20 protein-coding genes and 1 tRNA gene are annotated in these 25,716 nt (G+C 60.2%); 10 read left to right on the plus strand and 11 right to left on the minus strand.

The annotated features are described in order from the left end of the window. Positions 1–118 precede the first annotated feature (118 nt). Positions 119–195: transfer RNA gene (locus HG264_RS11140), tRNA-Ile, on the plus strand. Between the two features lie 126 nt (positions 196–321). On the opposite strand, the gene HG264_RS11145 is transcribed toward HG264_RS11140, so the two are convergent. After that, positions 322–1,749, minus strand: coding sequence for a hypothetical protein (locus HG264_RS11145; RefSeq protein WP_169407720.1), 1,428 nt, complete (start codon positions 1,747–1,749; stop codon positions 322–324). 225 nt (positions 1,750–1,974) lie between these two features. Continuing rightward, the gene (locus tag HG264_RS11150; protein WP_169409104.1) at positions 1,975–2,925 is read right to left on the minus strand and encodes an adenosine deaminase; all 951 of its coding nucleotides are present in this window, start codon (positions 2,923–2,925) and stop codon (positions 1,975–1,977) included. Positions 2,926–3,355: 430 nt separating this feature from the next. Between HG264_RS11150 and HG264_RS11155 the strand changes: the two genes are divergently transcribed. From HG264_RS11155 to HG264_RS11190, 8 genes are all read left to right on the plus strand, one after another. Next, positions 3,356–4,213, plus strand: coding sequence for an urease accessory protein UreD (locus tag HG264_RS11155; RefSeq protein ID WP_169407721.1), 858 nt, complete (start codon positions 3,356–3,358; stop codon positions 4,211–4,213). A 13-nt stretch (positions 4,214–4,226) separates the two neighbouring features. Further along, positions 4,227–4,529: an urease subunit gamma gene (locus HG264_RS11160; RefSeq protein WP_169407722.1), complete on the plus strand. Its 303-nt coding sequence runs from the start codon at positions 4,227–4,229 to the stop codon at positions 4,527–4,529. A gap of 9 nt (positions 4,530–4,538) precedes the next feature. Beyond that, positions 4,539–4,844 (plus strand): urease subunit beta, encoded by a 306-nt coding sequence (locus tag HG264_RS11165; protein ID WP_169407723.1) that lies wholly within the window; start codon positions 4,539–4,541, stop codon positions 4,842–4,844. 62 nt (positions 4,845–4,906) lie between these two features. Continuing rightward, the gene (ureC, locus tag HG264_RS11170) at positions 4,907–6,607 is read left to right on the plus strand and encodes an urease subunit alpha (protein WP_169407724.1); all 1,701 of its coding nucleotides are present in this window, start codon (positions 4,907–4,909) and stop codon (positions 6,605–6,607) included. A gap of 10 nt (positions 6,608–6,617) precedes the next feature. Continuing rightward, positions 6,618–7,109: an urease accessory protein UreE gene (gene ureE, locus HG264_RS11175; protein ID WP_169407725.1), complete on the plus strand. Its 492-nt coding sequence runs from the start codon at positions 6,618–6,620 to the stop codon at positions 7,107–7,109. Next, complete coding sequence (locus HG264_RS11180; RefSeq protein ID WP_169407726.1) at positions 7,096–7,782, plus strand: urease accessory protein UreF; 687 nt, start codon at positions 7,096–7,098, stop codon at positions 7,780–7,782. Before ureE ends, HG264_RS11180 begins: the two co-directional genes overlap by 14 nt. Positions 7,783–7,792: 10 nt before the next feature. Next, positions 7,793–8,434, plus strand: coding sequence for an urease accessory protein UreG (ureG, locus tag HG264_RS11185; RefSeq protein WP_169407727.1), 642 nt, complete (start codon positions 7,793–7,795; stop codon positions 8,432–8,434). A 2-nt stretch (positions 8,435–8,436) separates the two neighbouring features. Continuing rightward, a complete protein-coding gene (locus HG264_RS11190) occupies positions 8,437–9,009 on the plus strand; it encodes a HupE/UreJ family protein (protein WP_169407728.1) in 573 nt (190 codons plus the stop codon). Between the two features lie 17 nt (positions 9,010–9,026). On the opposite strand, the gene HG264_RS11195 is transcribed toward HG264_RS11190, so the two are convergent. From HG264_RS11195 to HG264_RS11225, 7 genes are all read right to left on the minus strand, one after another. Continuing rightward, on the minus strand, positions 9,027–10,067 hold the full coding sequence (locus HG264_RS11195; protein ID WP_169407729.1) for a proline racemase family protein: 1,041 nt from the start codon (positions 10,065–10,067) through the stop codon (positions 9,027–9,029). Positions 10,068–10,086: 19 nt separating this feature from the next. Next, entirely contained in the window at positions 10,087–11,256 is a 1,170-nt protein-coding gene (locus HG264_RS11200; protein ID WP_169407730.1) for an alcohol dehydrogenase catalytic domain-containing protein, read from the minus strand. A gap of 59 nt (positions 11,257–11,315) precedes the next feature. Next, positions 11,316–12,413, minus strand: a complete 1,098-nt coding sequence (locus tag HG264_RS11205; RefSeq protein WP_372240164.1) for a lipocalin-like domain-containing protein — start codon at positions 12,411–12,413, stop codon at positions 11,316–11,318. Continuing rightward, a complete protein-coding gene (locus HG264_RS11210) occupies positions 12,403–14,880 on the minus strand; it encodes an FtsX-like permease family protein (protein WP_169407731.1) in 2,478 nt (825 codons plus the stop codon). Before HG264_RS11210 ends, HG264_RS11205 begins: the two co-directional genes overlap by 11 nt. Continuing rightward, positions 14,873–15,544, minus strand: a complete 672-nt coding sequence (locus tag HG264_RS11215) for an ABC transporter ATP-binding protein (protein WP_169407732.1) — start codon at positions 15,542–15,544, stop codon at positions 14,873–14,875. Before HG264_RS11215 ends, HG264_RS11210 begins: the two co-directional genes overlap by 8 nt. Before the next feature lie 800 nt (positions 15,545–16,344). Beyond that, positions 16,345–18,132 carry an acyl-CoA dehydrogenase C-terminal domain-containing protein gene (locus HG264_RS11220; RefSeq protein WP_169407733.1) on the minus strand — a complete coding sequence of 596 codons (1,788 nt, stop codon included), beginning with the start codon at positions 18,130–18,132 and terminating at the stop codon, positions 16,345–16,347. A gap of 719 nt (positions 18,133–18,851) precedes the next feature. Continuing rightward, entirely contained in the window at positions 18,852–20,642 is a 1,791-nt protein-coding gene (locus HG264_RS11225; RefSeq protein WP_169407734.1) for an acyl-CoA dehydrogenase C-terminal domain-containing protein, read from the minus strand. A 268-nt stretch (positions 20,643–20,910) separates the two neighbouring features. On the opposite strand from HG264_RS11225, the gene HG264_RS11230 reads away from it, so the two are divergent. Beyond that, positions 20,911–22,707, plus strand: coding sequence for an SLC13 family permease (locus tag HG264_RS11230; RefSeq protein WP_169407735.1), 1,797 nt, complete (start codon positions 20,911–20,913; stop codon positions 22,705–22,707). A 485-nt stretch (positions 22,708–23,192) separates the two neighbouring features. Here HG264_RS11230 and HG264_RS11235 read toward each other — a convergent pair whose 3' ends face one another. Further along, a complete protein-coding gene (locus HG264_RS11235; protein ID WP_169407736.1) occupies positions 23,193–24,467 on the minus strand; it encodes a bifunctional O-acetylhomoserine aminocarboxypropyltransferase/cysteine synthase in 1,275 nt (424 codons plus the stop codon). A gap of 147 nt (positions 24,468–24,614) precedes the next feature. Continuing rightward, on the minus strand, positions 24,615–25,697 hold the full coding sequence (gene hemE, locus HG264_RS11240) for a uroporphyrinogen decarboxylase (RefSeq protein WP_169407737.1): 1,083 nt from the start codon (positions 25,695–25,697) through the stop codon (positions 24,615–24,617). Positions 25,698–25,716 lie beyond the last annotated feature (19 nt).

Raw genomic sequence — 25,716 nt, forward strand, 5'->3', positions numbered from 1 at the left:
AAACGCCCGGCTTGCCGGGCGTTTTCCGTTGTGGAACAGCTATTTAACAGTCATGCCTCCAGGCTATAGCCACCCGCCACATCAATCCGTATAATTCCCCGGCTGTTGCACTATCAGTGGGCCTATAGCTCAGTTGGTCAGAGCAGTCGACTCATAATCGATTGGTCGTAGGTTCAAGTCCTACTGGGCCCACCACATAGCAATTCCCGAACATTCCCCGATCTTCGTCAGGAACGCCGCTGGAAAGCCCACCCTGCGAGCTTTCTCGATTCTGCATGCTACTCCGTTGTTCCCCATAGCCCTGCCAATGACCGGTGCGAATTAATCCCGCGCATCCTTTCGATGAAACACGCTGCCTAAACGCCGGTACCAGGGCGCGGCAAACTGCTCCTCGGGCGTCGGCCAGTTAATCTTCTTACTTTCGCATTTCACAATCCCGCTCGGCCCCAGCCGCAACCGCCAACGTTGTGCCTGAGAGAAAGGCTGCCCCGCCTCGCTGTGCACCACCAGAAGGTTGTAGTCGAGCTGCTTTTCGATCGGATGCGCCTCGATCGAGCCGAAGGGTTCTGCCTCGCTAGCGGGCACAAACAGGCGGTGCTTGCTGGTCTGGATCATTTCGCAAAGCTGTTCGCAGTCCAGGCTCAACCGCTCCTGAATCTCGTCCTGCTCGAGGGCATCCTTGTCCAGATTGAGCTCCGAGCGGTAACAGATGATCTGCCGCTCATCGTTTGATGCCCAATTTCCGGTGTGATCGAGTATCTGACGCGGCAATTCAGGCAACCTGCGGTAGTCCAGCCAGACTCTCTGCAGAGCCAATAGTTTTCGCGTGTAGGGCATGAACAGGCGGATTTTCCAGCGTGGCTTGCCCTTGCGTAGCCACCGGGTTATCCCGGTGATCATATCGTCACGCAACAGATCGCGGATGGCGTAAACCAGTGCGATCCCCAGCAGCAGCGTCAGCGAGAGCTTTTCGCTGGCGTCCCGCGCATTGAACAGGAAGTAGGTGAACAGCGACATGATCAACATGGTCGACGCTGCCTTGACCAACTTGCGGGTGCCGGCTCCGAGCTCGGTGACCTTGGAGCGCAGCAGCACCGGATACTCAAGCAGCCGGTGATACAGACTCATGCGATTCCATACCCGGGTCGGCGAACCGCGGAAGTCGCTCAGATATTCACGCTCCTTGCGATACTTGTGCTCCTCTCGCAAGAAGTCCGCTACCGCCTGCTTAAGCTCCTCGTCCAGTTCAGCAAAGCCGGGGTGGGTCATGCATTCCAGCAGAAACTGCTCGGCACGCCATGAAAAATAGATATCCATCTGCCGGAAATACCGTCTCTGGTTGCTCTGTTCCGGACTCGATTTACGCACGCGCTGGGCGAAATTCTGACTCAACCGGAGGGCTCGCTTGAGCGGTTCCTCAAGCACATCCGCGTTCTGAACCTGCTGGCGCAGGCGGTCGATAGAGGCGCGATACTGGAACAACCAGGAGCCATACATGATTTCGTAGTAGGGAGAAAGCAGTACGAAGGAACGGTCGGCCTTGCTCACGCGATCCTTGTCCGGCAGCCCCAGCAGCCCGAAGCGGTGCTCCAGAGAGGTAAAGAAGAATTGCTGTTCGCTGAGCGTCCACACTGAAAGATTGCTGTCGTGCGGGGTGAACAGGTAAACCTCGACCTTATGTCGACCCGGCTTGCGCAACGTTCGAGTCAACTGCAGACGGTAATCGCCCTTGCGCTTGAGTGAATACACGCCCCCTCCCCCTGCCATGCGGTGAACAAGCCGAGAAACAGCTAGCTGGCCCGGTTGGTTTTGCGTGCGGTTGACGACCGGGTCAACCCACCCGGGCGCGCTCAACTCGAAGAATGATCTGCTGATTCAACCGGCACGCCGTACCGCCAGACCCGCTGCCATCCTAGCATAGAGCGGTGGGCTTGGACGGCGAGGTCGGCGGGAGCCTGAGCGCTGCTCCGGGGCTCAGGCTAGCCTGGCATCGAGACTGTTCTGCGCCAGTTGGCGGGCCTGGTCTTGCGTCATGCCCAGCGCGTCGCGCAACGCCACGAAATTCTCCAGCACATATCCACCGAAGTACGCGGGATCATCTGAATTCACCGTGACCTTCACGCCCTTGTCCAGCAACTCAAGGATGTTGTGCTCGCGCATACTGTCAAACACGCAAAGCTTGATGTTCGATAGCGGGCACACGGTCAGGGGAATCTGTTCATCCACCAGCCGCTCTATCAACCGCGGGTCCTCTGCGGCGCGCACACCGTGGTCGATCCGGTTGACCTTGAGCAGATCCAGCGCTTGCCAGATGTACTCCGGTGGTCCTTCCTCCCCTGCGTGCGCCACTGCCAACAGGCCTTCCGATCGCGCCTTGGCGAAAACGCGATCGAATTTGCTCGGCGGATGGCCCATCTCCGAGCTATCGAGCCCGACGGCGAAAAAGGCATCCCGGTGCGGCATTGCCTGTTCGAGTGTCTTGAAGGCATCGTCTTCGGACAGGTGCCGCAGGAAGCTCAGTATCAACCCGCCGCTGATGCCCAACTGCTCGCGCCCGTCGCGCATCGCCGAACTGATCCCTTCGAGGGCGACCTCGAAGGGAATACCCCGCTCGGTATGGGTTTGTGGATCGTAAAAGGGCTCCACATGTACCACCCCCTGGGCCTTGCAGCGTTGCAGATACGCCCAGGTGAGATCGTAGAAATCCTGTTCCGTGCGCAACACGTCAGCGCCCTGGTAATACAGATCAAGAAATTCCTGAAGGTTGTTGAAGGCATAAGCCTGGCGCAGCGTCTCGACATCCGTCCAGGGCAAGTTGACCGCGTTGCGCTCAGCGAGGCTGAAGAGCAGCTCCGGCTCGAGCGATCCCTCCAGATGCAAGTGCAGTTCAGCCTTGGGTAAATCCACCAGCCATTGTTCGTCCATCTCTACCTCCGGTCGGGCTGCGCCTTTGAGTGGCGCCATTCCGTTGATCCAAGCATGAGCTGTGCCATGCACAATTGCGGCGCATGGTAATGGTTCCTGACTTCCTGGCCAGCTTTTTTAATCATGGCCTGAGCGTCAGGCGCGGTCGGCATATTGATCCTGCGAGCGGGCCGCTCTCGACGCGGCCGGCCCGGCGCTGAGCATGATTGAACAAAACTGGTGCAGCGCTTTCGCACAACGCCCCGTTTTAGCGCACACCCGCCAAACGTGATCGCCCTCAATCCTCCGCTATCGGCCGTTTTGCAGCGATAACAACCTTGGCCCGGTTTATGCCTGTTCGTCCAGTGCACCGCTGCGCTCACTGCGTCACGCCTTGGCGCAGCGCTGACCCTGTACCGATTCAAGCAAACGTTTCAACTGAGGAAGGTCGATGACTGCAGCCTGGCATCTCGAACAAGTCGATAGCGCCATCAGCTGGCAGGCCGGGCTGGACATCGGCGTCAGTCGCCGGGCTGGACGCACCGTTATCGATCGACTGCACCACCGCGGCCCGCTCCGCATACAGCGTCCTTTGCACCCGGAAGGCCTGGACTGCCCGCACTTATACATCCTGCATCCGCCAGGCGGACTGGTCAGCGGCGACACGCTGCGACTCAACGCCAATATCGGTGAGGATGCTGCCGCACTGCTCACCACGCCCTCCTCGGGCAAGTGCTATCGGGCCCGCGAGAACGGCACCCTGCAGCAGCAGCTCACGCGCCTTTCTGTCGCCGCGGGTGGCTCGCTCGAATATCTGCCGCAGGACACCATTGCCTTCGAGGGCTGCAACGCAAAGCTTGCCACGCGTATCGACCTTCAAGCCGATGCGCAGATGTGCATGTGGGACTTACTGTGCCTGGGCCGACCCGCTGCGAACGAGGGTTTTGCCAGCGGCTGTGTGAGCCAGCACCTGGACATCTGGCGTGACGGCAAACCGCTGTATATCGAGCGTAACCGCTTTGTGGGGGGCGATGCGCTGCTGTCAGCCCGCTGGGGGCTGGGTGACTGCTTCGTCAGCGGCACCTGGCTGGCCACGTTGACGCTGGATCGCGACGCACTGGATGCGCTGCGCGAAGAGTACGCCGATGCCCCCCAACTGGTTTTCACCCAACGCCACGGCCTGTTCATCGGCCGTTACCTCGGCCATTGCGCTGCACACGCGCGACTTACCTTCATGCGGCTGTGGCAGCAGCTACGGCCGTACATCAATGGGCGGCGCGGTTGCGCGCCGCGGATCTGGAATACCTGAACGGAGTGCACCCATGGAGCTAACGCCCCGTGAGAAAGACAAGCTCATGCTGTTTACCGCAGCACTGGTCGCCGAGCGCCGCCTGGCACGCGGCGTGACCCTGAACTACCCCGAAGCCATGGCCTACATCAGCGCCGCCATCATGGAAGGCGCCCGCGACGGCCGCAGCGTGGCAGACATGATGAGCTACGGCCGCACCCTGCTCACCCGCGAACAGGTCATGCCCGGCGTGCCGGAATTGCTCTCTGAAGTGCAGGTTGAAGCCACCTTCCCGGACGGTACCAAGCTGGTAACCGTTCACGACCCGATCATATGAGGCGCACCGATGATACCCGGAGAAATCCAGACGCTTGAAGGCTCGCTGACCTTGAACGCCGGCCGCGAAACGTTGCGCCTGAGCGTGGCTAATAGCGGCGACCGGCCGGTGCAGGTCGGCTCGCATTACCACTTCGCCGAAACCAATGCGGCGCTGCGTTTTGATCGTGAAGCCGCCCGGGGCTTCCGGCTCAATATCGCCGCCGGCACCGCGGTGCGCTTCGAACCGGGCCAGAACCGTGAGGTCGAGCTGGTGGCATTGGCCGGCGAGCGCAAGGTGTTCGGCTTTCGCGGCCAGGTAATGGGCAGTCTTTGAATGCACCCTGAACATCGATTTGCAGCGATCCGCCATAGAGCAGGACCGCAACGGGAGGCAAGATGGAAATAAGCAGGCAGGCTTACGCGGAGATGTACGGCCCGACTACCGGCGACCGGGTACGGCTCGGCGATACCGAGCTGTGGATCAGTGTCGAAAAGGACTACACCCGCTACGGCGAGGAAGTGAAGTTCGGCGGCGGCAAGGTGATTCGTGACGGCATGGGCCAGAGCCAGCGCGGCCGCGCGGATACGCCTGATACAGTCATCACCAATGCGCTGATTCTGGACTGGTCAGGCATATTCAAGGCCGACGTGGCGATCAAGGACGGGCTTATCCAACACCTGGGCAAGGCCGGCAATCCGGACATCCAGCCCGGCGTGAACATCATCATCGGGCCCGGCACCGAGATTATCGCTGGCGAGGGCATGATCCTTACCGCAGGTGGCGTGGATGCGCATATTCACTTTATCTGTCCGCAGCAGATTGACGAGGCGCTGACATCGGGCGTCACCACCATGCTCGGCGGCGGCACTGGTCCGGCCACCGGCACCAATGCCACCACCTGTACACCGGGTGCCTGGCATATTGCACGAATGCTTGAAGCGGCCGAATCATTGCCGATGAACCTAGGCTTTCTTGGCAAGGGTAATGCCAGCCTGCCCGACGCGCTGGAAGAGCAGATCGAAGCCGGCGCCATGGGTCTGAAGCTGCACGAGGACTGGGGCACCACCCCGGCGGCGATTGATTGCTGTCTGAGTGTCGCCGATGCCTACGATGTGCAGGTGGCCATTCACACCGACACGCTTAACGAGTCGGGTTTCGTCGAGGATACCCTCGCGGCGATCAAGGGCCGGGTCATCCATACCTATCACACAGAGGGTGCGGGCGGCGGTCATGCGCCGGACATCATAAAGGCCTGCGGCGAGCCAAACGTGCTGCCCTCCTCCACCAACCCGACGCGCCCCTATACCATCAACACCGTTGATGAGCATCTCGACATGCTCATGGTCTGTCACCATCTGGACCCGGCCATTGCCGAGGATGTCGCCTTCGCCGATTCTCGCATCCGCCGCGAGACCATCGCCGCCGAGGACATCCTGCATGACCTGGGCGCCTTCTGCATGATCTCCTCGGACTCCCAGGCGATGGGCCGGGTCGGCGAGGTCATCACCCGCACCTGGCAGACCGCGCACAAGATGAAGGTGCAACGCGGTGCACTGCCAGAGGACAACGACTGGTCGGACAACTTCCGCGCGCGTCGCTATGTGGCCAAATACACCATCAATCCAGCCATCACCATGGGCATCGGGCATCTGGTGGGCTCGGTCGAACCGGGCAAGCTCGCTGATCTGGTGCTGTGGAAGCCCGCTTTTTTCGGCGCCAAGCCCAGCCTGATCCTCAAGGGCGGCGCGATCGCCGCAGCGCCGATGGGCGATCCGAACGCATCGATTCCCACGCCCCAGCCCGTGCACTACCGGCCAATGTTCGGCGCGCTCGGCAAGGCCATGAACCACACCTGCATCACCTTTGTGTCCCAGGCCGCGCTGGATTCGGGCATCAAGGAAAGGCTCGGGCTGTCCCGGCGCCTTGAAGCCGTGCGCAACACACGGACCATCAGCAAGGCGGACATGAAGCTCAACGATTATCAGCCGGTGATCAGCGTCGATCCGCAGACCTACATCGTTGAGGCCGATGGGGTCGCTCTGTTATGCGATCCCGCCGACGAACTGCCGCTGGCACAACGCTATTTTCTTTTCTGAGGAGGCCTGGATGCTCGAATGTCACCAATGGCTGGACGATACGGGGCCGGCTCAGCATGAGCTGGAGCTGACGTACGAAATGCGTACCCGCAGCCGGCTGCGCACCCGCACGCGGGCGGGCGTCGAGGTGGGGCTGTTTCTGCCGCGTGGCCGCGTGCTGCGCGAAGGCGACCGGCTGCTGGCCAACGACAATACCGTGGTAATGATTCACGCCGAACCGGAGCCGCTGTCTCGGGTGCTATGCGATGACCCGCTGCTGCTGGCACGTGCCGCCTACCACCTGGGCAACCGTCACGTTGCGCTGGAAGTGTTGCCCGGCCAGTTGCGCTATCTGCGCGATCATGTCCTGGAAGCCATGCTCACAGGGATGCGCCTGGAGGTGGAGGATATCGTCGCACCATTCAACCCAGAGCCCGGCGCTTACCACGGTCACGCCCATAGCGTCGCCACGCCACCCGCGCCTTTCGTTCGGCTGAACGGCCAGCAGCATGTCGGGCACTGAACAGTCGGACAGAGCACTGCTTCGCGTTCTCCAACTGGCCAGCCCGGCGCTGCCCATTGGCGGCTATGCCTACTCGCAGGGCATGGAATACGTGGTCGAGCAGGGTTGGATAACCGATCTCGACTCAGCGGCTGAGTGGCTTGACGGTCTGGCGACCCGATCATTGGGGTTTCTCGATATTCCGGTGTTGATGCGGCAATACGTAGCCATGGATGACGGCGATCTGGATGCCGTCAGCGAGTGGAACGGCTGGCTGCTGGCCAATCGCGAAACCGCCGAGCTGTATCTGGAAGACAGTCAGCAAGGCGGCGCCCTGTTGCGCCTGCTTTGCTCGCTGGAGGTTCCGCCGGCGCTGGACTGGCCCAAGGGCGAGCCCATCGCCCTGATGACTGCCTTCGCCATGGCTGGCTGGCATTGGCAGACCGGCACGCGGCAGTTGGCCCTCGGTGTGCTCTGGAGCTGGCTGGAAAACCAGGCCGGTGCCGCGACCAAACTGATTCCGCTCGGCCAGACCGATGCCCAGCGCCTGCTCGACCGCCTGTTGCCGCGCCTGCCGTTGATTGCCGATGCGGCCTTACAACTGCGTGACGACGAACTCGGCGCCGGCTTGCCCGGCCTGGCCTTCGCCAGCGCGCGGCACGAACACCAATACACAAGACTGTTTCGATCATAAGGAGCACCACATGAATACCAAACCCGCATTGCGCGTGGGGATTGGCGGCCCGGTCGGTTCCGGCAAGACCGCCCTGGTGAACACGCTATGCGAGCACCTGTATCCCCACTACAACCTGGCGGTCATCACCAACGACATTTACACCCGCGAGGATGCCGATTTCCTGCTGCGCAATGAGGCGCTGCCGGCTGACCGTATTCTCGGCGTGGAAACCGGCGGCTGCCCGCATACGGCAATTCGCGAGGATGCCTCGATGAACCTCGCCGCCGTGGCGGAGCTGCAGGAACGCTTCCCGGGAGTGGAGCTGATCCTGGTGGAAAGCGGCGGTGACAACCTTGCAGCCACGTTCAGTCCGGAGTTGTCAGACCTGACGCTCTACGTGATCGACGTTTCCGCCGGTGACAAGATTCCGCGCAAGGGCGGCCCCGGCATTACCCGCTCGGATCTGCTGATCATCAACAAGACCGACCTGGCCCCGCTGGTCGGCGCTGATCTCGGCGTCATGGATCGTGACGCGAAAAAGATGCGCGGCGAGCGGCCATTCGTGTTTTCCAATCTGAAAAGTGGCGCCGGTGTCGCAGACATCATCGCCTTTATTGTTCGCGAGGGCATGCTGCGCCCCTTGCCCGCCCCTACCCAAGAAGGAGTCTGACCATGGGTCATCTGATAAGCCGTACCTTCACCCTGACCGCTCTCATCGCCCTGCCAACGCTGGCGCAGGCTCACCCAGGGCACGCCGACGTCGGCGGCCTGGCCGCAGGGCTCGGGCACCCCATTGGCGGGCTTGACCACTTGCTCGCCATGGTTGCAGTCGGGCTTTGGGCGGCGCAACTGGGCGGTCGGGCGCGCTGGTTGCTGCCGGTGCTGTTTGTCGCCTTCATGCTCGCCGGCGCAGGTCTGGGCATGGCCGGCATCAGGGTTCCGGGCGTTGAGCTGGGGATAGTCACATCTGTGCTGGCGCTCGGGCTGTTGCTGCTATGGGCCAAGCGCGTGCCGCTTTTACCTGGCGCAGTACTGGTGTCCGCTTTTGCGGTAATGCACGGCGTGGCGCATGGCGGTGAGATGCCTCACGGCACTGAAATGACGCTGTATATGCTCGGCTTTAGCCTGAGCACTGCCGCACTGCATTTGGTCGGTGCCGGATTGGGTAGCTGGCGGTCGACCTGGCTGTCGCGGGTCATCGGCGCTGCGATTGCTCTGGCCGGCGTTGGTCTCGCGCTGACCTGAGGCGCACCACGGGGCATTCACTGCTGGCGGCTGCTGAGAATATGCAGCAGACCGCCACATTCCACCATCGGATCCTCGCAATTGATCACGATATCCGAGCGCGCCAGAACGTAGCCCTTCCCGGTAATGCTGTTCTCCACCAGCTGATGCTCGCCGGCCTGACTGATACCGGTAAATTCCCCGATAAAACCGCTGTCGCGTAGCGAAACGGTTTCAAGCCGGTCGCCTGGCTTGATGCTGCCTTCATAGTGCATCAGCGCCAGCCGTGCCGAGGTGCCGGTCCCGGTGGGACTGCGACAGATCACGCCCGGATGTACATAAGTCGCGGAGCGTGACCGGTAAAAGGTGTCTGACAGCTGCTCCACCGGCCCCATGTAATGCAGAAAAGGCAGCGGCCCGACTTCACCCAGGGTGTAATGCGAAAAGCCCCGTTCGGCTTGCAGGGCATCGACAATGGCATGCGCGCAGGCAGCCAGTTCCAGCTCTTCTTCACGCACCAGCGAAAATCCCAGAGCGGGCGCGTCTATCAATGCATAAAAGCCGCCGCTGTAGGCCACGCTATAGGTCACATCGCCAATCGCCGGCACGTGGATGCTGTTGCGATAGCTGTGAATATACGTCGGCAGGCCTTCGCAGGTGATGGCCTCTACCACGCCATCCTGTATTACCGCGTCAATTCGTACCTGGCCGGCGGCTGATTCCATGACGAACTGCTGCCGGCCCTCACGCTTCTGCACTATGCCGCATTCCAAAGCAGCGGTAGCGGTGCAGATGGTGTTGGAGCCCGAGTAGATCGGATAGCCCATCACTTCCATGACGATATATCCCAGCTCGGCAGCCGGATCGTTCGGGGGCACGATGAGATCCACAGACATTTCGGGCATGCCGTAGGGTTCGGTCAGCAGCAACCGGCGCAGCCCGTCCGCTTCGTCTGCCAGGTATTGAGCCTGCTGCCTGACCGTGTTGCCTGGCAAGGGCCCAATACCGCCAACCACAATTCGGCTGACGTCACCGCCGGCATGGGTATCCATCAATTTCAGCGTAAGCTCCTCTCTCATCAGTCCGCCCTCAGGTTCATCAGTCCGCCCTCAGGGCAAAGCGCGCGCCGTGCTGCGCCCATTCTGAATCAGGAACGATGACGATCTTGCCGAGAAAGTTACTTGAGCGTTCGACGAAGAACCGCTCCGCCGCATGCAGCTCGGACAGTTTGAATGCACCGAAGAGCACCGGGCGCAACTGACCGGAGCGGATCCAGGCAATCAACTGTTCGGCCTCCTCCCGCGTGCCGTGCGATACCCCGAATATCTGCACCTGATACAGGTAGATGCGCGTCCACATGATCTCGCTGAGGTTATCCCCGCTGGCGCCGGCAATACTCAGCCGCGGATAGGTTGTGCGGCGGCTCATGTCGAAAATCATGGTATCGATGAAGCGATTGGTCATCTCGCCGCCAACGAGATCCATCACCGCATCGATCGGCTTGCCACCCGTGGCCTGGCGGACGGTATCGGTGAAACGACTCATGTCGGAGCGATCGAACACCATTTCGGCGCCCAGCGCACGCAGCCCGTCAGCCTTGTCGCGCTGGCTCAGCGCATAGGGAATAGCGCCGAGAATGCGACACAGCTGAATCAGCGCCGTGCCCACGCCACCGCTGGCGCCACTGACCAACACCCGCTCGCCGACCTGCACCTTTGCCACGTTCAGCATGTGCAGCGCCGTCTGGTAGGAACACATGCCCATCGCCGCCAGCTCGGCGTCGGCCAGCTCGGGGTCTTCAATCTGATGAAATTGTGCTGAGGGCACGGCGATGTACTCGGCGAATCCGCCGTCGGCACCGTGCCCGTAATAGTCAGGCGTCAGGTTGATATCTCGCCGGTCATCAGCGTACAGGTTGAAATCCAGCAGGCCCCGCTCACCGATTCGCTCCGGCGCAACACCATCACCGACCGCCACGACAGTTCCCACCACATCTGCGCCCTGAATGCGGGGGAAGGTCAAGGTGGGTGCTCCTGCGATCTGGAATGAGGTCATTTCAGCCTTGTCCCGGGTGGGATACAACCCTTCGCGCGCCTTGCGATCGGTATTGTTCTTGGCCGTGGCGGTAACCTTGACCAGCACCTCACCGGGCTTGGGCTGCGGTACGGGAATATCCTGACGGTATTCCAGCTTGTCCAGACCACCGTGCCCGGTCAGGACCATTGCGGACATGGTGGGCGGAATGGGTATCGGAGCGCTGCCAGCCATATGGGATCCTCGGGGAAAAGATTTGCCTCGAACCACCTTAGCAGAGGCTCATATCCCGGCTAGTATCCGGTCATCTCAAGATAGCCCACTCCCGCATGGCTTCCGCTGAAACGAATCGGGCCTTCCCAGTACGGGATGGTGGTGCCCATCCAGGCGCGTGCGTTCAGCGGCTCGGTGATCACCTCGAAATCCCTGCCGGGTACTTCGAGGCGCCAACGGGTGGGCATATTTCGTCCCGCTACGGCCGTTTCGCCCAGCGGCTCCAGCACTATTGCGTCAGGAGCCAATGGCTGGGTTTCGCCATCCGGTTGAATCCAGGTGCCTGAGTAATAGTGACTGTCATCTGTGCTGCGCAGGCGAAACAGCATCAGCTTCTCACCACTCTCCAAGTGCAGGGAAAACCAGTCCCAGCCCTGCTGGTTGGCGGCGAGCGGCTGACTGCTCCATTCCCTGTCCAGCCAGGCCTGCCCGGAGACTGTATGGCGCTCACCTTCCCATTCAATAACACCCTCGACGTTGAAAAAAGGCTGACTGTAGTAGTAGGACGCCTGATCACCCTCGGATTTGCGGCTATAACCCTGTTCGCCCTGAGGCACAACGGCGCGGTCCGCAGTCAGATCGAGCTGATAACGGTAATCCTTGCCGGCTGCCTTCACCGACAGCGCGCTGAAACTGTCTTGTCCTTGCGCGTCTGCGGCCTGCGCGAGTGACCAGTCATCTATCCAGGCTTCGAAGGGCTGCGCCCGCACACCCGCCTGCCCCACGCCACCTCGCGCCAACCGATCCGCGTACTTGTGACCATCGCCATGGGTAACCGCAGAGTGCCCCAGCCAGACCTGAGTGCTGTTCCAGCCAGCCTCGGACTCCAGCTGCGTCTGCGGCTGCAGCGCCTGACGGAACAGGGTCCACTGTGCGCCCCATTCTCGTCCGTCTTCATCCGTAAGGTTGGCGGTGACGTACCACCATTCGATGCGGTAGTCCGGATGCGCGCCGTGATCAGCAGGAAATTCAAAACGGCGGTCCGGGGTCACCTGAGTGAAACCCTCTGCCTGCTCGCCGAGACCGGCGAATCCCGCATCCACTGGTGGCTCAGAGTCGCAACCGGCCGACCCCAATACAGCAAGCAAGGCGAAGATGCCGCAGATTCTATGCATCATGGGCGAATTGCCTCAGCAACTGGGTGGGCCCGACTCTGACTATGCGCCACATTGGGCCGATGCTGGCCAGCAACACCGCCAGCAGGGCAAAGCTCGCCAGCGTCACCCATTGATAGGGAAACCAGTGCCAGGGCAACCGCCAGCCGAACGCCTGGACGTTGACCACCTCAACCAGGCACCAGGCCAACGCCAGCCCGACTGGAATCGCCAGCGCGCAGGTCAAGGTGGCGAGCATGAGCATTTGCGCCAGGCTCAGCCAGGCCAGGCGGGACGGTCGCAAGCCCATCGCCCACAACGGTGCCAGCTGGCTGAGCCTGGCATCGGCAAGGCTGAGCAAACTGGTAAAGAGCGCAACGGCCGCCACCCCGAGCGTCAGGGTATTGAGCGCAGCGGTCGCGGCGAACGTTTGCTCGAATACCTGCTGCGAATAGCGCTTCAGCGCTGCCTGATCGATCAGACTGAAACCGCCCAGCTCGAATCTCTCCTGCAAACCCGCAACCAGATCACCAATCGCGCCATCATCAACAAGCAGGCCGATACTGCTCACCTCCAGACCGGCCCAGCGTTGGTTGAGTTGCTCGGCCGACACCAGCAATTGACCCTTGGGATTACCGTAATCGGCGTAGCGTCCCAGCACAGGTAACGTCCAGGTGCCGCTGGGCGTTTCCAGCTCGATGGTCTCCCCCAACTCGATTTCCAGCCGGTAGGCCAGTTGTTCGCTGATCACCGCGCCGCGCCCCCGGGCCAACTGCTCCCAGGCGCCTGGAATCGATTCAATCAACGGCCAACGCTGCGCATAGAGCGGATGATCAATAACGCCGCTGACTTCGGTTGGCCAACCCCCGACCCGACTCTGTACCTGCCAGCTGGGTAGCTGAGCCTGCACGCTTGACTGCCGGCTTAGCCATTGCTCGATGCTGTCTGCCTGAGCCTGGGATTCGGGGCGCAAATAGAGGTCGGCTGCCAGACGCTGATCCAGCCAGCTGGTGAAGGTCAGCCGGAACCCCTCGGTCATACTGCCTACGCCAATGTTCGCCGCAAGCGCCAGCAATAAGGCCATCAGCGCCAGACTCAATCCGGACAGTTGCTGCTGACTGTCGGCCCAGAACCAATGCCCGAGCGGGCTGCGCGCCAGCTTCATTCCGCCTCGCAGCAACAGGCTCAGCATCAGCGGCAGCAGCCAGGCGGCACCGAGCAACAGACAGCCAAGCAACATGAATCCCGCCACCAGCCCATCACCGAAGAAGATCAATACGCCAGCGATCAATAGCAGCAGCACGCCCATGATCGCCAGGTGTCTGATGCTGCGCGCCTGCGCGTCCCGCCAGGCCTGCGGGCGCGCCCAGGCCAGCACCGGCAGGCGCATGGCTTTCAACACACTGCTGCCGCCAGCCAGCAAGGTACCGGCAAGACTCATTGCCAGGCCGGCCAGCCACCACTGTGAATCGAGCACCAGTTGACCGGCTACCTGGGCGCCGTATAAGCCCCGCAAACTGGCCGCCAGATCTCCGACCAGCAAGGAAGCCAGCGCAAAGCCGCTGAGCACGCCGAGGCTCCCGCCTGTCAGCGCCAGAATCAGCAATTCCAGCAACAGGGCGCACACCACCAGACGCAAGCTGGTGCCGCAGGCGCGCAGTGTTTGCAGCAAACCGCGGCGTTGCTCCATGGCCAACCCCGCCGCAGCGTGCACGATGAAAAGCCCGACGATGAACGCCAGCAGACCCAGCGCCGTCAGGTTCATATGAAAACTGTCGGTCAGGCGCTGCAGGTCCCCTTCGTCACGTATATCCCAGCGCAATGCGACCTGTTCCGGCAAAGCTGGTTGATCCGCGGCGAACGAGCTGTCCACCAACAACTGACTGAGTCTTCCCGGCTCGCCCAGAGCCCGTTGCGCCACGCCAATATCGACCAGTAACACGCCCGGCGGGACGGATTCGACAGCCTCCAATGGCGGCAGAGTCTGCCCGTTCGCCAACTCAGCGGTAGCGCCGGTGGAAAGGCCCAGCTCGGCGAGCGTGTCCGGCGCAATCCAGGTCCGCCCCGGCGGAACCAGAAACTCAATCAGATCAACCTGCCGCATCGCGCCGACCAGGCTGCCCTGCGTCGGCAGACTCAGCGGTTCGATGCCCGTCAGCCGCAGACGCTTGCCTGCCAAATCATCGGACGTAGCCAAGGTAACGCTGCCCTGCAGAATCGGTGAAACTGGCCAGCCTGCGCGACGTAGAATAACGAAATATTGCTGATCAAACCCCTGATTACCCGGACTGACCAGCACGCTCTGGTTGTCCTCACCAAACAGGCCGGCAGCGCGATCATAACTATCACGCGCCTGCTCGTTGAGCGCCTGAACGCCTGTCCACAACGCCGTCGCAAGCCACAACCCAACCAGCAGACAGATGCCCTGCAGAGGATGGCGCCGCCAGTGGCTCAGCAGGGTCCGCAGCACCCAGCCCAAGCGGTCAATCATCGAGACTGTCACCAATGATATGGCCCGCAGACAGCGTCACCTGTCGGTCCAGACGGGCTGCCAGCCGGGCGCTATGCGTCACCATCAGCAGGCTCGACTCCGCCTCCCTGACCAGCTCCAGCAGCAGGGTCATCACCTCGTCAGCTGTGTGTTCATCCAAATTGCCGGTGGGCTCATCCGCCAGGATCAAAGGAGGTCTTGCTGCCAGCGCACGGCCGACGGCGACCCGCTGCTGTTGTCCGCCAGACAGCTGCTCGGGATAGCGGTCAAGTAACCTAGCCAACCCCAGACGTTCAGCCAGAAAGGTCAGCCAGGGGGCGTCCTCACGTCCGGCCAGCCGGGCTTGAAAAGCCAAGTTGTCCGCTACTTTCAACGACGGGATGAGATTGAACTGCTGGAAGATTACCGCGACCTGGTCACGTCGATAGGCAGCGCGAGCCGCTTCGCCAAGCCCGGCCAGTGACGAGCCGGCAACCTTGATCTCGCCACTGTCTGCCTGATCCAGCCCTGCCACCAGATGCAGAAGGGTACTCTTGCCACTGCCAGACTCGCCCATCAGCGCCAGTGTATGGCCGGCCTCCAAGCGCAAATCGACACCATTGAGCACCTGTAGCCACCCTTGCGGGCTCGCATAGCGCTTGGTTAACGTCTTAACGTCAAGCATCCGCAGCCACCGCGGATGGCATAGGCCAACGCTCAGATCGCACGTCGAGGAAAGGTAAAGAAAGATTGAGGTATAGATTCATGCCTGCAGTATAGGACTGCCACACCGGGCGGTGTATTGAGAAGTTCGAAGCGGCTAACAATAGCCTGCAGATTCAAGCTGGCACCGGAGGCTTCCTGCACCACAAAAAGAAAAACCCCGCCGAAGCGAGGTTTTATAGAACTTGGTTGTGATCATTATCCTTAACGATCATGCCATCCCGGCGTTACAACTGGTCATCTTCCTGACGACACGCCATCCTGGCTCTATCCTTGACCATCGTCCTTAACAAAGCGTCATCCTGACACTGTCCTTGATCGCCATCCTGCGACCTTTGCCGTCCTGGCTCCCTCCCTGACCATCGTCCTTAACGTAAGCGTCATCCCGACACTGTTCCAGATCACATCCTGCGATCCTGCCTTCCTGGCTCTCCCTGATCATCATCCTTAACGCAGTGTCTTCCTGACACTGTCCGGATCACTCCCTGCGATCCTGCCGTCCTGGGCTGTTTCCCTGATCATCTTCCTTAATGCAGCGTCTTCCTGACACTGTGTTGACCGCTATCCTGCGATCTTGCCATCCTGGCACTATCCCTGATATTTCTTCCCTGGTAGCGCTCCCTGATCCCTGTTGGTCTCTTGCGCTTCCTTGCTTGCTCCTAGCCAGACCGATAGTACGCAGGGTCATGGGTGGTGCAAATAGTCGTTTGCCACCACGCTGTGTAAGCAAAGGCTTACACAGCGTCAGAAGAGCACCGCGCCTCAGAATTGGTCAGCATCCAACTCATACAAAGGCTCACTGCCTGCGCGGACGGAGGCGCTCAGTGACTGTACCCGTGGCAGCAAACGCTTGTAGAAGAACCGCGCGGTGCCGAGCTTGGATTTATAGAAACCATCAGCATCCTGTTCCAGACGGGCCTGGGCAACCTTTGCCATTTTTGCCCACATGTAGGCATAGGCGGTGTAGCCGAACACGTGCAGATACTCGACCGAGGCGGCACCGATCTCGTTCGGATTGCTGCGGCTACGCTCGATCACCTGCGCGGTCAGGTCCTCCAGATTGGTCAAGGCATCCGCCAGGGGCTGGATGAACTCAGCTAACGCCTGATCCTGATTGTCAGCAACGAAAGTTTTCACTTCCTCAGCAAACACCTTGAAGAACGCACCGCCATTGGCGACAGTCTTGCGTCCCATCAGATCCAGCGCCTGGATGCCATTGGTGCCTTCATAGATTTGAGAGATGCGCACATCACGCACCAACTGCTCCTGGCCCCACTCGCGTACATAACCATGGCCACCGAACACCTGCTGGCCATGCACGCAGTTCTCCAAGCCGATGTCAGTGAAGAACGCCTTGGCAATCGGCGTCAGCAGGGCGACGAGATCCTCACCCTTTTTGCGGATGTCGGCGTCTTCGGCATATTTGCTGATATCCAGTTGCGAGCCGACATAAGTCGAGAAAGCCCGGCTGCCTTCGGTCATTGCCTTCATGGTCAGCAGCATGCGGCGTACATCGGGATGCACGATGATCGGGTCAGCGGCCTTGTCAGGCTGAACGGCACCGGTGGGCGCACGGCTCTGAATACGGTCCCGGGCGTAGGCCACGGCGCTCTGATATGACGCTTCGGAACAGCCGATACCCTGGATACCGATGGACAGGCGCTCGTAGTTCATCATGGTGAACATTGCATTGAGACCTTTGTTGATCTCGCCAACCAGATAGCCTTCGGCACCGTCGAAATTCATCACACAGGTAGCGGATGCCTTGATGCCCATCTTGTGTTCGATGGAGCCACAGCTGACCGCGTTGCGCTCGCCCAGGCTGCCATCTTCGTTAACCAGGAATTTCGGAACTACGAACAGCGAAATACCCTTTGGACCTGCCGGCGCGTCAGGCAGCTTGGCCAGAACCAGGTGAATGATGTTCTCGGTCAGGTCGTGCTCACCACCGGTAATAAAGATCTTGGTCCCGGTAATGGCGTAGGAGCCGTTCTCGTTCGGAACAGCGCGGGTGCGGATAATCCCGAGGTCGGTGCCGCAATGTGGCTCGGTCAGACACATGGTGCCGGACCAAGTGCCGGCGTACATATTGGGTAGGAAGCGTTGCTTGAGCTCCTCGCTGCCATGCGCGTCCAGCGCCAGACAGCTACCCGCAGTCAGCGCCGGATACAGAGCAAAACTGTTGTTGGCACCGTAAACCATTTCTTCAACCTGCACGCCCAGTGTCTTGGGCATGCCGAGCCCACCGAACTCAGGGTTACCCGCGAGCCCGACCCAGCCGCCTTCGGAATAGGTGCGGTAGGCTTCTTTGAAACCGGTCGGCGTCGTGACCTCGCCGTTGCTCCACTGCGCACCTTCCTCATCTCCACTGCGATTCAGCGGGGCGATTGTCTGCGAAGTGATCTTGCCCGCCTCTTCCAGCATGGCGTCTGCCGTTTCGGCGTCAATGGTGTCGGCCAGACCGGGCAGGCTCTGCCACAGTTTATCGGCCTCGAACACTTCATTGAGTACAAAACGAATATCGCGCAGGGGGGCTTTATAATCGGCCATGGAAACTCCTCTAGCAGTCGGATCACCCGGGCCATCCCGGAATATGCAAAGGATTGTAGCGCGACAACAAAAAGACCGATACCGTCTTTAAATGACTTTAGACGAAAGTTTGGTCACAAAAATTTGTGGGCAGAGTTGCGGATCGATATAACGCCATAGTTCGTGCGGCCTGCGGATCGGGATTTGGAGCTGACGGAGAGATATTGGGGCGTCCTGCGAACGCCGTCGCGCCGAAGGCGACCCTCCTACGAAAAGCGATAAGCGGCGAATATTGGGTGAGGCCGTAGCTGACTCTACGCAACGCAGAAGTCTGTCTGGCCTGCGGGCTCGGCAGCTGGCGCAAGCGTCGAAAACAGGGATGTTTTCGTCAAGCCCCCAAGGATGGGTTTACGGCGTCTTGCGGCAGTTGCCGTGCGCGCGGGCCTCCCACGAAAAGCAACGAGCAACGAGCAACGTATATTGGGGGTGAGGCCGTAGCTGACTCTACGCAACGCAGAAGTCTGTCTGGCCTGCGGGCTCGGCAGCTGGTGCAAGTGTCGAAAACAGGGATGTTTTCGTCAAGCCCCCAAGGATGGGTTTACCGCGTCTTGCGGCAGTTGCCGTGCGCGCGGGGCTGGGCACACATGTCAGCAGCAACCCTATCCAGGTAAGCAGCCGAACCCTCAGTTGATGATAAAAAAGCCCCGAACCAGTCGGGGCTTTGTATTACACCTGCCAGATCAGAACTGCTCGGCTGGCATCTTCATCAGCGTATCCGCGCCGGCTTCAAGTGCAGCCAGATGTGCCTGGGCACGTGGCAGCAGCCGCTTGAAGTAGAACGCCTGAGTCGCCAGCTTGGCCTGATAGAAGTCTGCCTCGCTGGTACCGGCGTCCAATTTTTCCTGCGCGACGACTGCCATCTTCAGCCACACGAACGCGAGCGTGACGTAACCAGAGAACATCAGGAAATCGGTTGATGAGGCTCCAACCTCTTCGCGGTTCTGCATCGAACGCATGGCGATCTGCTGGGTCAGCTCGCCCCACTGCTTGTTCAGCTCGCTCAGCTTATTGACGTATTCGCCCAGGGTCGCGTGACCTTCGTACTGCTGGCACAGCTGGTGCACCTGCTTGGTAAATACGCGCAGCAGTTTGCCCTGGCTCATCAGGACCTTGCGGCCCAGCAAATCCAGTGCCTGAATGCCGTTGGTGCCCTCATAGATAGGCGCAATGCGGCAGTCGCGCATCTGCTGCTCCTGGCCCCATTCGCGGATGTAACCGTGACCACCAAACACCTGCATACCGTGGCTGGTCACTTCCAGGCCCGTATCGGTCATGAACGCTTTGCAGATCGGCGTCAGGAACGCCAGCTGGTCTTCCGCCTCAGCCCTGACCGCTTCGTCCTTGGAGTAATGCGCCTGATCCAGCAATTGCGCCGCGTAGTAGGCCAGTGCCCGGTTGCCCTCGTTGAAGGCTCTCATGGTCAGCAGCATGCGACGCACATCGGGATGCACGATGATCGGATCAGCTGGCTTGTCGGGTTCCGCCGCGCCGGACAGCGAGCGCATCTGCAAACGGTCCTTCGCGTAGGCCACCGCGCTCTGATAGGACGCCTCGCCGTGGCAGAGACCCTGCATGCCGGTACCCAGACGCGCATGGTTCATCATGGTGAACATGCAGTTCAGGCCGCGGTTCGCTTCGCCGATCAAGAAGCCGGTCGCGCCATCAAAGTTCATCACACAGGTGGCAGACGCTTTGATGCCCATCTTGTGCTCGATTGAGCCGCACTTGAGCGCATTACGCTCGCCGCTCTCGCCATTGGCATCAGGCAGGAACTTGGGAACGATAAACAGCGAGATACCCTTGGTACCGGCCGGGGCGTCGGGAAGCTTGGCCAATACCAGGTGAACGATGTTTTCCGCCAGATCGTGCTCACCGCAGGAAATGAAGATTTTGGTACCGGTAATTTGATAGCTGCCGTCAGCCTGAGGAACCGCACGCGTCTTGATCAGGCCCAGGTCCGTACCACAATGTGGCTCGGTCAGGCACATGGTGCCGGTCCAGTCACCCGGGGTCAGCTTGCTCAGATAAGTATCCTTCTGCTCCTGAGTGCCGTGTGCACGGATGGCCGCAGCACAGCCGTGGCTCAGGCCTGGATACATGCTCCAGGCATAGTTGGCGGATGCGATCATTTCGCTGATCACCAACCCCAGCGAGAACGGCAAGCCCTGACCGCCATATTCGGTCGGGCCGGTCATGGAGCCCCAGCCGTTATCCACGTATTGCCGGTAGGCGTCCTTGAAACCCTGCGGGGTGGTGACAACGCCATCTTCAAAGTGGCAGCCTTCCTCGTCCCCGGTGCGGTTCAGCGGTGCCAGAACCTCACCAGCGAAGCGCGCACCCTCCTCCATGATGGCGCTGACCAGATCTGGCGACGCGTCGGTCAGGCCATAGTTCTCGTAGCGGGCGCCGAAATCGAACACCTCGTCAATCAGGAAGCGCATATCGCGTAACGGGGCTTTGTACTCAGGCATAGCAATGTCTCCACTAAATCAGCCGGGCATCCTGACTGAACGATTATTCATACAAACGTTTGAACACTACGGATGCCCACTTGCGACGTCAACACATCCGCGAGCGCATTAGCCTGCTTGATGAAGTGCCATAATTTCGCGGGCTCCTGTTATTCTTTAAACGAATAACAAAATCCTTTTTAGGCCTTGGACAGCTTAAGCGATCCCTTCTAATGTGTCGGACCCGGGCTTCGCGATGAAGTCTTGTGAACGCATCAACAGGTAACACATGAGCTGGGATTCTCTACCAATGATCGGCGTCGCGGCCCTGCTGTGCTGGGTGTTCTACGCCTTCGCCCGCGAAAAGTTCAGTCCCGATGTGGTGGCAGGTATCGCTGTGGCCATCCTGCTGGTGACCACCCTGCTGACCCCTGCAGACATACTCGGCGTGCTATCGAACAGCGCCCCGATCACCATCGCCTGCATGTTTGTTTTATCCGCAGCGCTTGAACGTACCGGCTGCGTCGAAACCCTGGGACGATGGCTGGCGCGCATGGGTGGTGGGAGTCCGTTACGTACCTTGTTCAGCCTGATGCTGACCGGCATGGTGCTGTCGACTTTCATCAATAACACGCCGGTGGTCGCCATTCTCACACCCGTGGCGGTGACGCTCGCCGCTCAGGTGGGAAGCAAAGCCTCAAAGCTTCTGATCCCGCTGTCGTACGCCACTATCCTCGGCGGCACCATGACGATGATTGGTACCTCGACCAACATCCTGGTGGACGGGGTAGCGCGGCAGCATGGCGTGGCACCTTTCGGCATGTTTGATATTTTCCTGCCGGGGCTGATCATGGCGGTAATCGGTCTGGTGTTTATCATGTTGATTGGACATCGGTTGCTTCCGGACCGCGAAAGCCTCTCCAAGCAACTGCGTCCCGACCAGAGCCGCCCGTTCATGACCGAGCTGCTGGTACCCCACGACTCGGCCGTGATCAACCAGAGCATCGCCAACGCTAATCTGAATGGCGAAAGCGGTATTCAGGTACTGAAGATATTCCGCGGCGATGAAGAACTGTCGACGCCGGTAAATACCACCGTGCTGGCGGCAGGAGATCGTCTGGTACTGCACGCCAATATGCGCGACTTCATGGAACTGCGAGAGAACGGCCTGCTCACCTTCAACCGTAACCAGGCGGCTAACTTCGAAACCATCTCGACCCGCGACGTGACACTGGCCGAAGCCATCGTCGGTCGTAGCTCACGTTACAGCCACCGGCCCATGCGCGATCTCAACCTGACCGCACGCTACGGCATTCACGTGCTGGCCGTGCATCGACAGAATGAGAACATTCAGGAAAACCTGGACGACTTTCAGTTGCAGTTTGGTGACGTCATGCTGGTCGAGGGATCACCCGCGCAGATCCGCAAGTTCGCGGATAACGGCGACCTGATCAGCCTGAATACGGTGCAGGAACGCGCCTACCGACGTAACAAGGCGCCCATCGCCATCGCGGCAGTGCTACTAGTGATGCTGCTGGCAGCGCTGAATATCATGCCCATCGAAGGGTTGGCGATGATTGCGGCGGTGACCGTCGTGGCGACCGGTTGCCTGGATACTGAGGATGCCTACAAGGCAATTGACTGGCGTATTCTGGCGCTGATCTTCGGCATGCTCTCGATCAGTATCGCCATGAACAAGGTAGGTCTGATAGAAAGCCTGGTCGATCAGGTGGTAGCGCTTTCCCCCCTGCTGGGACCGTTGTTCATGCTGTCGTTCGTCTATCTGCTGACGTCGGTACTGACGGAGGTGATCAGCAACAACGCCGTTGCGGTACTGCTGACCCCGATTGCCATCGGCGTCGCCCAGCAACTGGGCGCGGACCCGCGGCCCTTTGTCGTTGCGGTGATGTTCGCTGCAAGTGCCAGCTTTGCCACCCCGATCGGCTATCAGACAAATACCTTCGTCTACAGCGCCGGGGGCTACCGTTTCAGCGACTTTATGCGCATCGGCATACCCCTGAATCTGATCATGTGGATTACCGCTACGCTGGTTATTCCGTGGGTGTGGCCGTTGTTTCCGGCATAAAGGCGGGAAAGCGGAAGCGCTAAACTGAAAGCTTCGCCCCGCCAGGAAAGAAAATTAGGGTATTAGCTTTTCGAGCCGAACGCGCTGATATGCACGAAGCCAATCGCCCACCGCCCGCCAGGACTCCGCAAGACGCCGTGAACCCGTCCTTGGGGGCTTGACGAAAACATCCCTGTTTTCGACACTTGCTCCATCCTGACAGTCGGCGGACTTGGTCGACCATCGGTGTAGCCCAGAGATAACAAACCGCGCTTGGCTCGCTATGGTCACTTAAAGCAGCTTGCGCGGTATCGCCTGAAAACAAAACCAATAGCCGCCCCAAACCAGTTCCTCCTTTAAAAAAGGGTTTAGGGGGATTCAGCTTTTGATCTGGCCTCGCTGAGATACCTTCGAAAGGCGAAAAGCTGGAGGTCGGAAGTGAGAGACCGGCGGTTTGAGTTTGCTCGAGGATTAGCCGGCGCGGGGTTGGCCGCGCCGACTCGGGTTCAGGCTGCTGCGGCGAGGGCCTGCTCAAGATCAGCCAGAATGTCGTCGATATGCTCGATGCCGATCGACAGGCGCACCATGTCCCGCGGCACGCCGGCCTTCTCCAGCTCTTCATCGTTCAGCTGTCGATGCGTCGTGGACGCTGGGTGGCAGGCCAAAGACTTGGCGTCACCGATGTTCACCAGTCGCACAACCAGCTTCAGCGCGTCGATAAAACGTCCGCCTGCTTCCTGGCCGCCCTTGATGCCGAACGACAAAATCGCCGCGGGGATGCCGCCCATGTAACGCTGGGCCAGCTCATGTTCGGGATGGTCAGACAAGCCTGCGAACTGCACCCATTCGACCTGGGAATGCTGTTTCAGATACTCGGCGACCCGTAACGCATTCTCGCAATGGCGCTCCATGCGCAGCGAGAGCGTTTCCAGCCCCTGCAGGATCTGGAAAGCGTTCATCGGAGACAGCGCAGCGCCCATGTTGCGCAGCGGCACTACGCGGCAGCGACCAATAAACGCAGCCGGTCCGAAGGCTTCGGTATAGACCACGCCGTGGTAGGACGGGTCGGGGGTGTTGAGCATTGCGAACCGCTCGGCATTATCAGCCCAGGGAAAACGCCCACCGTCGATGACCATGCCGCCTACTGTGGTGCCATGCCCGCCGATGTATTTGGTCAGCGAATGCACAACGATATCTGCGCCGTGCTCGATCGGGCGACACAGCGCCGGAGTAGCGACGGTGTTGTCGACAATCAAAGGCACGCCATGTCGATGCGCCGCTTCGGCCAGGGCAGCGATATCGATAATGTTGCCGGCGGGGTTGCCGATGGACTCACAGAATACCGCCTTGGTGCGTTCGTCGATCAAGGCTTCCAGCGCAGCGATGTCATTGTGTGCAGCGAAACGCACTTCGATCCCCTGCCGCGGAAAAGTGTGGGCGAATAGGTTATAGGTACCGCCGTACAGCTTCGCGACCGAAACGATGTTGTCGCCCACTTCTGCAATCGTCTGGATGGCGGCGGTAATTGCTGCCATCCCCGATGCCATCGCCAGCCCGCCCACACCTCCTTCCAATGCCGCAACGCGCTGCTCAAGCACGTCATTGGTGGGGTTCATGATCCGCGTATAAATGTTGCCAGGCACCTTCAGATCAAACAGATCCGCCCCGTGCTGGGTACTGTCGAAGGCGTAGGACGTGGTTTGGTAAATCGGTACGGCAACGGCCTTGGTGGTCGGATCCGGGCTGTAGCCCGCGTGGATCGCCAGAGTCTCGAGCTTCATTATTATGTCCTTCCGTTGAGTGATGAGGTGCTATGCAGCATGCGCAAAGCAGTGCCCTCGATCAAGTACCGGAGCACAGGGAAGGTTTGGGATGGAGTGGAATCAACGCGGGCCTGAGCAGGCCCGCTGACAGGGAGTTGCCGGTATTCAGGTCACAACGGCGGAAGGGTCGTGATAGGCCGCAGAAAGCTCATGAACCGCTTCGATAAAGGCTCCGGCATGCGCAGGGTCCACTTCCGGAGTAATACCGTGACCGAGGTTGAAGACATGCCCCGAACCTTTACCGTAACTGGCCAGGATGCGGCCGACTTCAGCGCGGATGGCCTCTGGTTTGGCGTAGAGCACGGTCGGGTCCATATTGCCCTGCAGGGCAACACGCGAACCCACCCGTGAACGTGCAACACCGATATCGATAGTCCAGTCCAGCCCCAAGGCGTCTGCGCCAGTATCGACCATGCTTTCCAGCCACAATCCGCCGTTCTTGGTGAACAGGATCACCGGAACCTTGCGGCCTTCGTGCTCCCGAATCAAACCGTTGACGATCTTGCGCATATAGGCCAGCGAGAACTTCTGGTAGGCATCGGCAGACAGGTTGCCACCCCATGTATCGAAAATCTGCACCGCCTGGGCGCCGGCCATGATCTGCCCGTTCAGATAGGAGATAACCGAATCGGCCAGCTTGTCGAGCAGCATATGCATGGCTTCAGGCTGGTCATAAAGCATCGCTTTGCTCTTGCGGAAGTCCTTCGACGAGCCGCCCTCTACCATGTAGGTTGCCAGCGTCCAGGGGCTGCCGGAGAAACCGATCAAGGGCACACGGCCATTGAGTTCGCTGCGAATTGTCCGGACGGCGTTCATCACGTAGCCCAGATCCTGCTCCGGATCAGGTACTACAAGCGCTTCGATATCTGCTGGAGTGTCGATGCGCTTACGGAATTTCGGCCCCTCACCGGTCTCGAAATGCAGGCCGAGACCCATCGCATCGGGGATGGTGAGAATGTCGGAGAACAGAATCGCCGCATCCAGCGGATAGCGCTCCAACGGCTGCAACGTTACTTCGCACGCCATCTCCGGATTAGTGCACAGCCCCATGAAATCTCCGGCGCGACTGCGTGATGCCCGATACTCGGGCAGGTAACGGCCAGCCTGCCGCATCATCCACACGGGGGTCACGTCTACGGGCTGGCGCATCAGAGCGCGCAGGAAACGGTCATTTTTCAATTCATACATGGGAAGGTCCAATAGCGGG

Source organism: Pseudomonas sp. gcc21, from assembly GCF_012844345.1.
GTDB lineage: Bacteria > Pseudomonadota > Gammaproteobacteria > Pseudomonadales > Pseudomonadaceae > Halopseudomonas.

Bases quoted from the DNA above. Each gene is read 5' to 3' on its own strand.
- HG264_RS11150 (WP_169409104.1), bottom strand. From the start codon at position 2,925: ATGGACGAACAATGGCTGGTGGATTTACCCAAGGCTGAACTGCACTTG.
- HG264_RS11155 (WP_169407721.1), top strand. From the start codon at position 3,356: ATGACTGCAGCCTGGCATCTCGAACAAGTCGATAGCGCCATCAGCTGG.
- HG264_RS11160 (WP_169407722.1), top strand. From the start codon at position 4,227: ATGGAGCTAACGCCCCGTGAGAAAGACAAGCTCATGCTGTTTACCGCA.
- HG264_RS11165 (WP_169407723.1), top strand. From the start codon at position 4,539: ATGATACCCGGAGAAATCCAGACGCTTGAAGGCTCGCTGACCTTGAAC.
- ureC (WP_169407724.1), top strand. From the start codon at position 4,907: ATGGAAATAAGCAGGCAGGCTTACGCGGAGATGTACGGCCCGACTACC.
- ureE (WP_169407725.1), top strand. From the start codon at position 6,618: ATGCTCGAATGTCACCAATGGCTGGACGATACGGGGCCGGCTCAGCAT.
- HG264_RS11180 (WP_169407726.1), top strand. From the start codon at position 7,096: ATGTCGGGCACTGAACAGTCGGACAGAGCACTGCTTCGCGTTCTCCAA.
- ureG (WP_169407727.1), top strand. From the start codon at position 7,793: ATGAATACCAAACCCGCATTGCGCGTGGGGATTGGCGGCCCGGTCGGT.
- HG264_RS11190 (WP_169407728.1), top strand. From the start codon at position 8,437: ATGGGTCATCTGATAAGCCGTACCTTCACCCTGACCGCTCTCATCGCC.
- HG264_RS11195 (WP_169407729.1), bottom strand. From the start codon at position 10,067: ATGAGAGAGGAGCTTACGCTGAAATTGATGGATACCCATGCCGGCGGT.
- HG264_RS11200 (WP_169407730.1), bottom strand. From the start codon at position 11,256: ATGGCTGGCAGCGCTCCGATACCCATTCCGCCCACCATGTCCGCAATG.
- HG264_RS11205 (WP_372240164.1), bottom strand. From the start codon at position 12,413: ATGATGCATAGAATCTGCGGCATCTTCGCCTTGCTTGCTGTATTGGGG.
- HG264_RS11210 (WP_169407731.1), bottom strand. From the start codon at position 14,880: ATGATTGACCGCTTGGGCTGGGTGCTGCGGACCCTGCTGAGCCACTGG.
- HG264_RS11215 (WP_169407732.1), bottom strand. From the start codon at position 15,544: ATGCTTGACGTTAAGACGTTAACCAAGCGCTATGCGAGCCCGCAAGGG.
- HG264_RS11220 (WP_169407733.1), bottom strand. From the start codon at position 18,132: ATGGCCGATTATAAAGCCCCCCTGCGCGATATTCGTTTTGTACTCAAT.
- HG264_RS11225 (WP_169407734.1), bottom strand. From the start codon at position 20,642: ATGCCTGAGTACAAAGCCCCGTTACGCGATATGCGCTTCCTGATTGAC.
- HG264_RS11230 (WP_169407735.1), top strand. From the start codon at position 20,911: ATGAGCTGGGATTCTCTACCAATGATCGGCGTCGCGGCCCTGCTGTGC.
- HG264_RS11235 (WP_169407736.1), bottom strand. From the start codon at position 24,467: ATGAAGCTCGAGACTCTGGCGATCCACGCGGGCTACAGCCCGGATCCG.
- hemE (WP_169407737.1), bottom strand. From the start codon at position 25,697: ATGTATGAATTGAAAAATGACCGTTTCCTGCGCGCTCTGATGCGCCAG.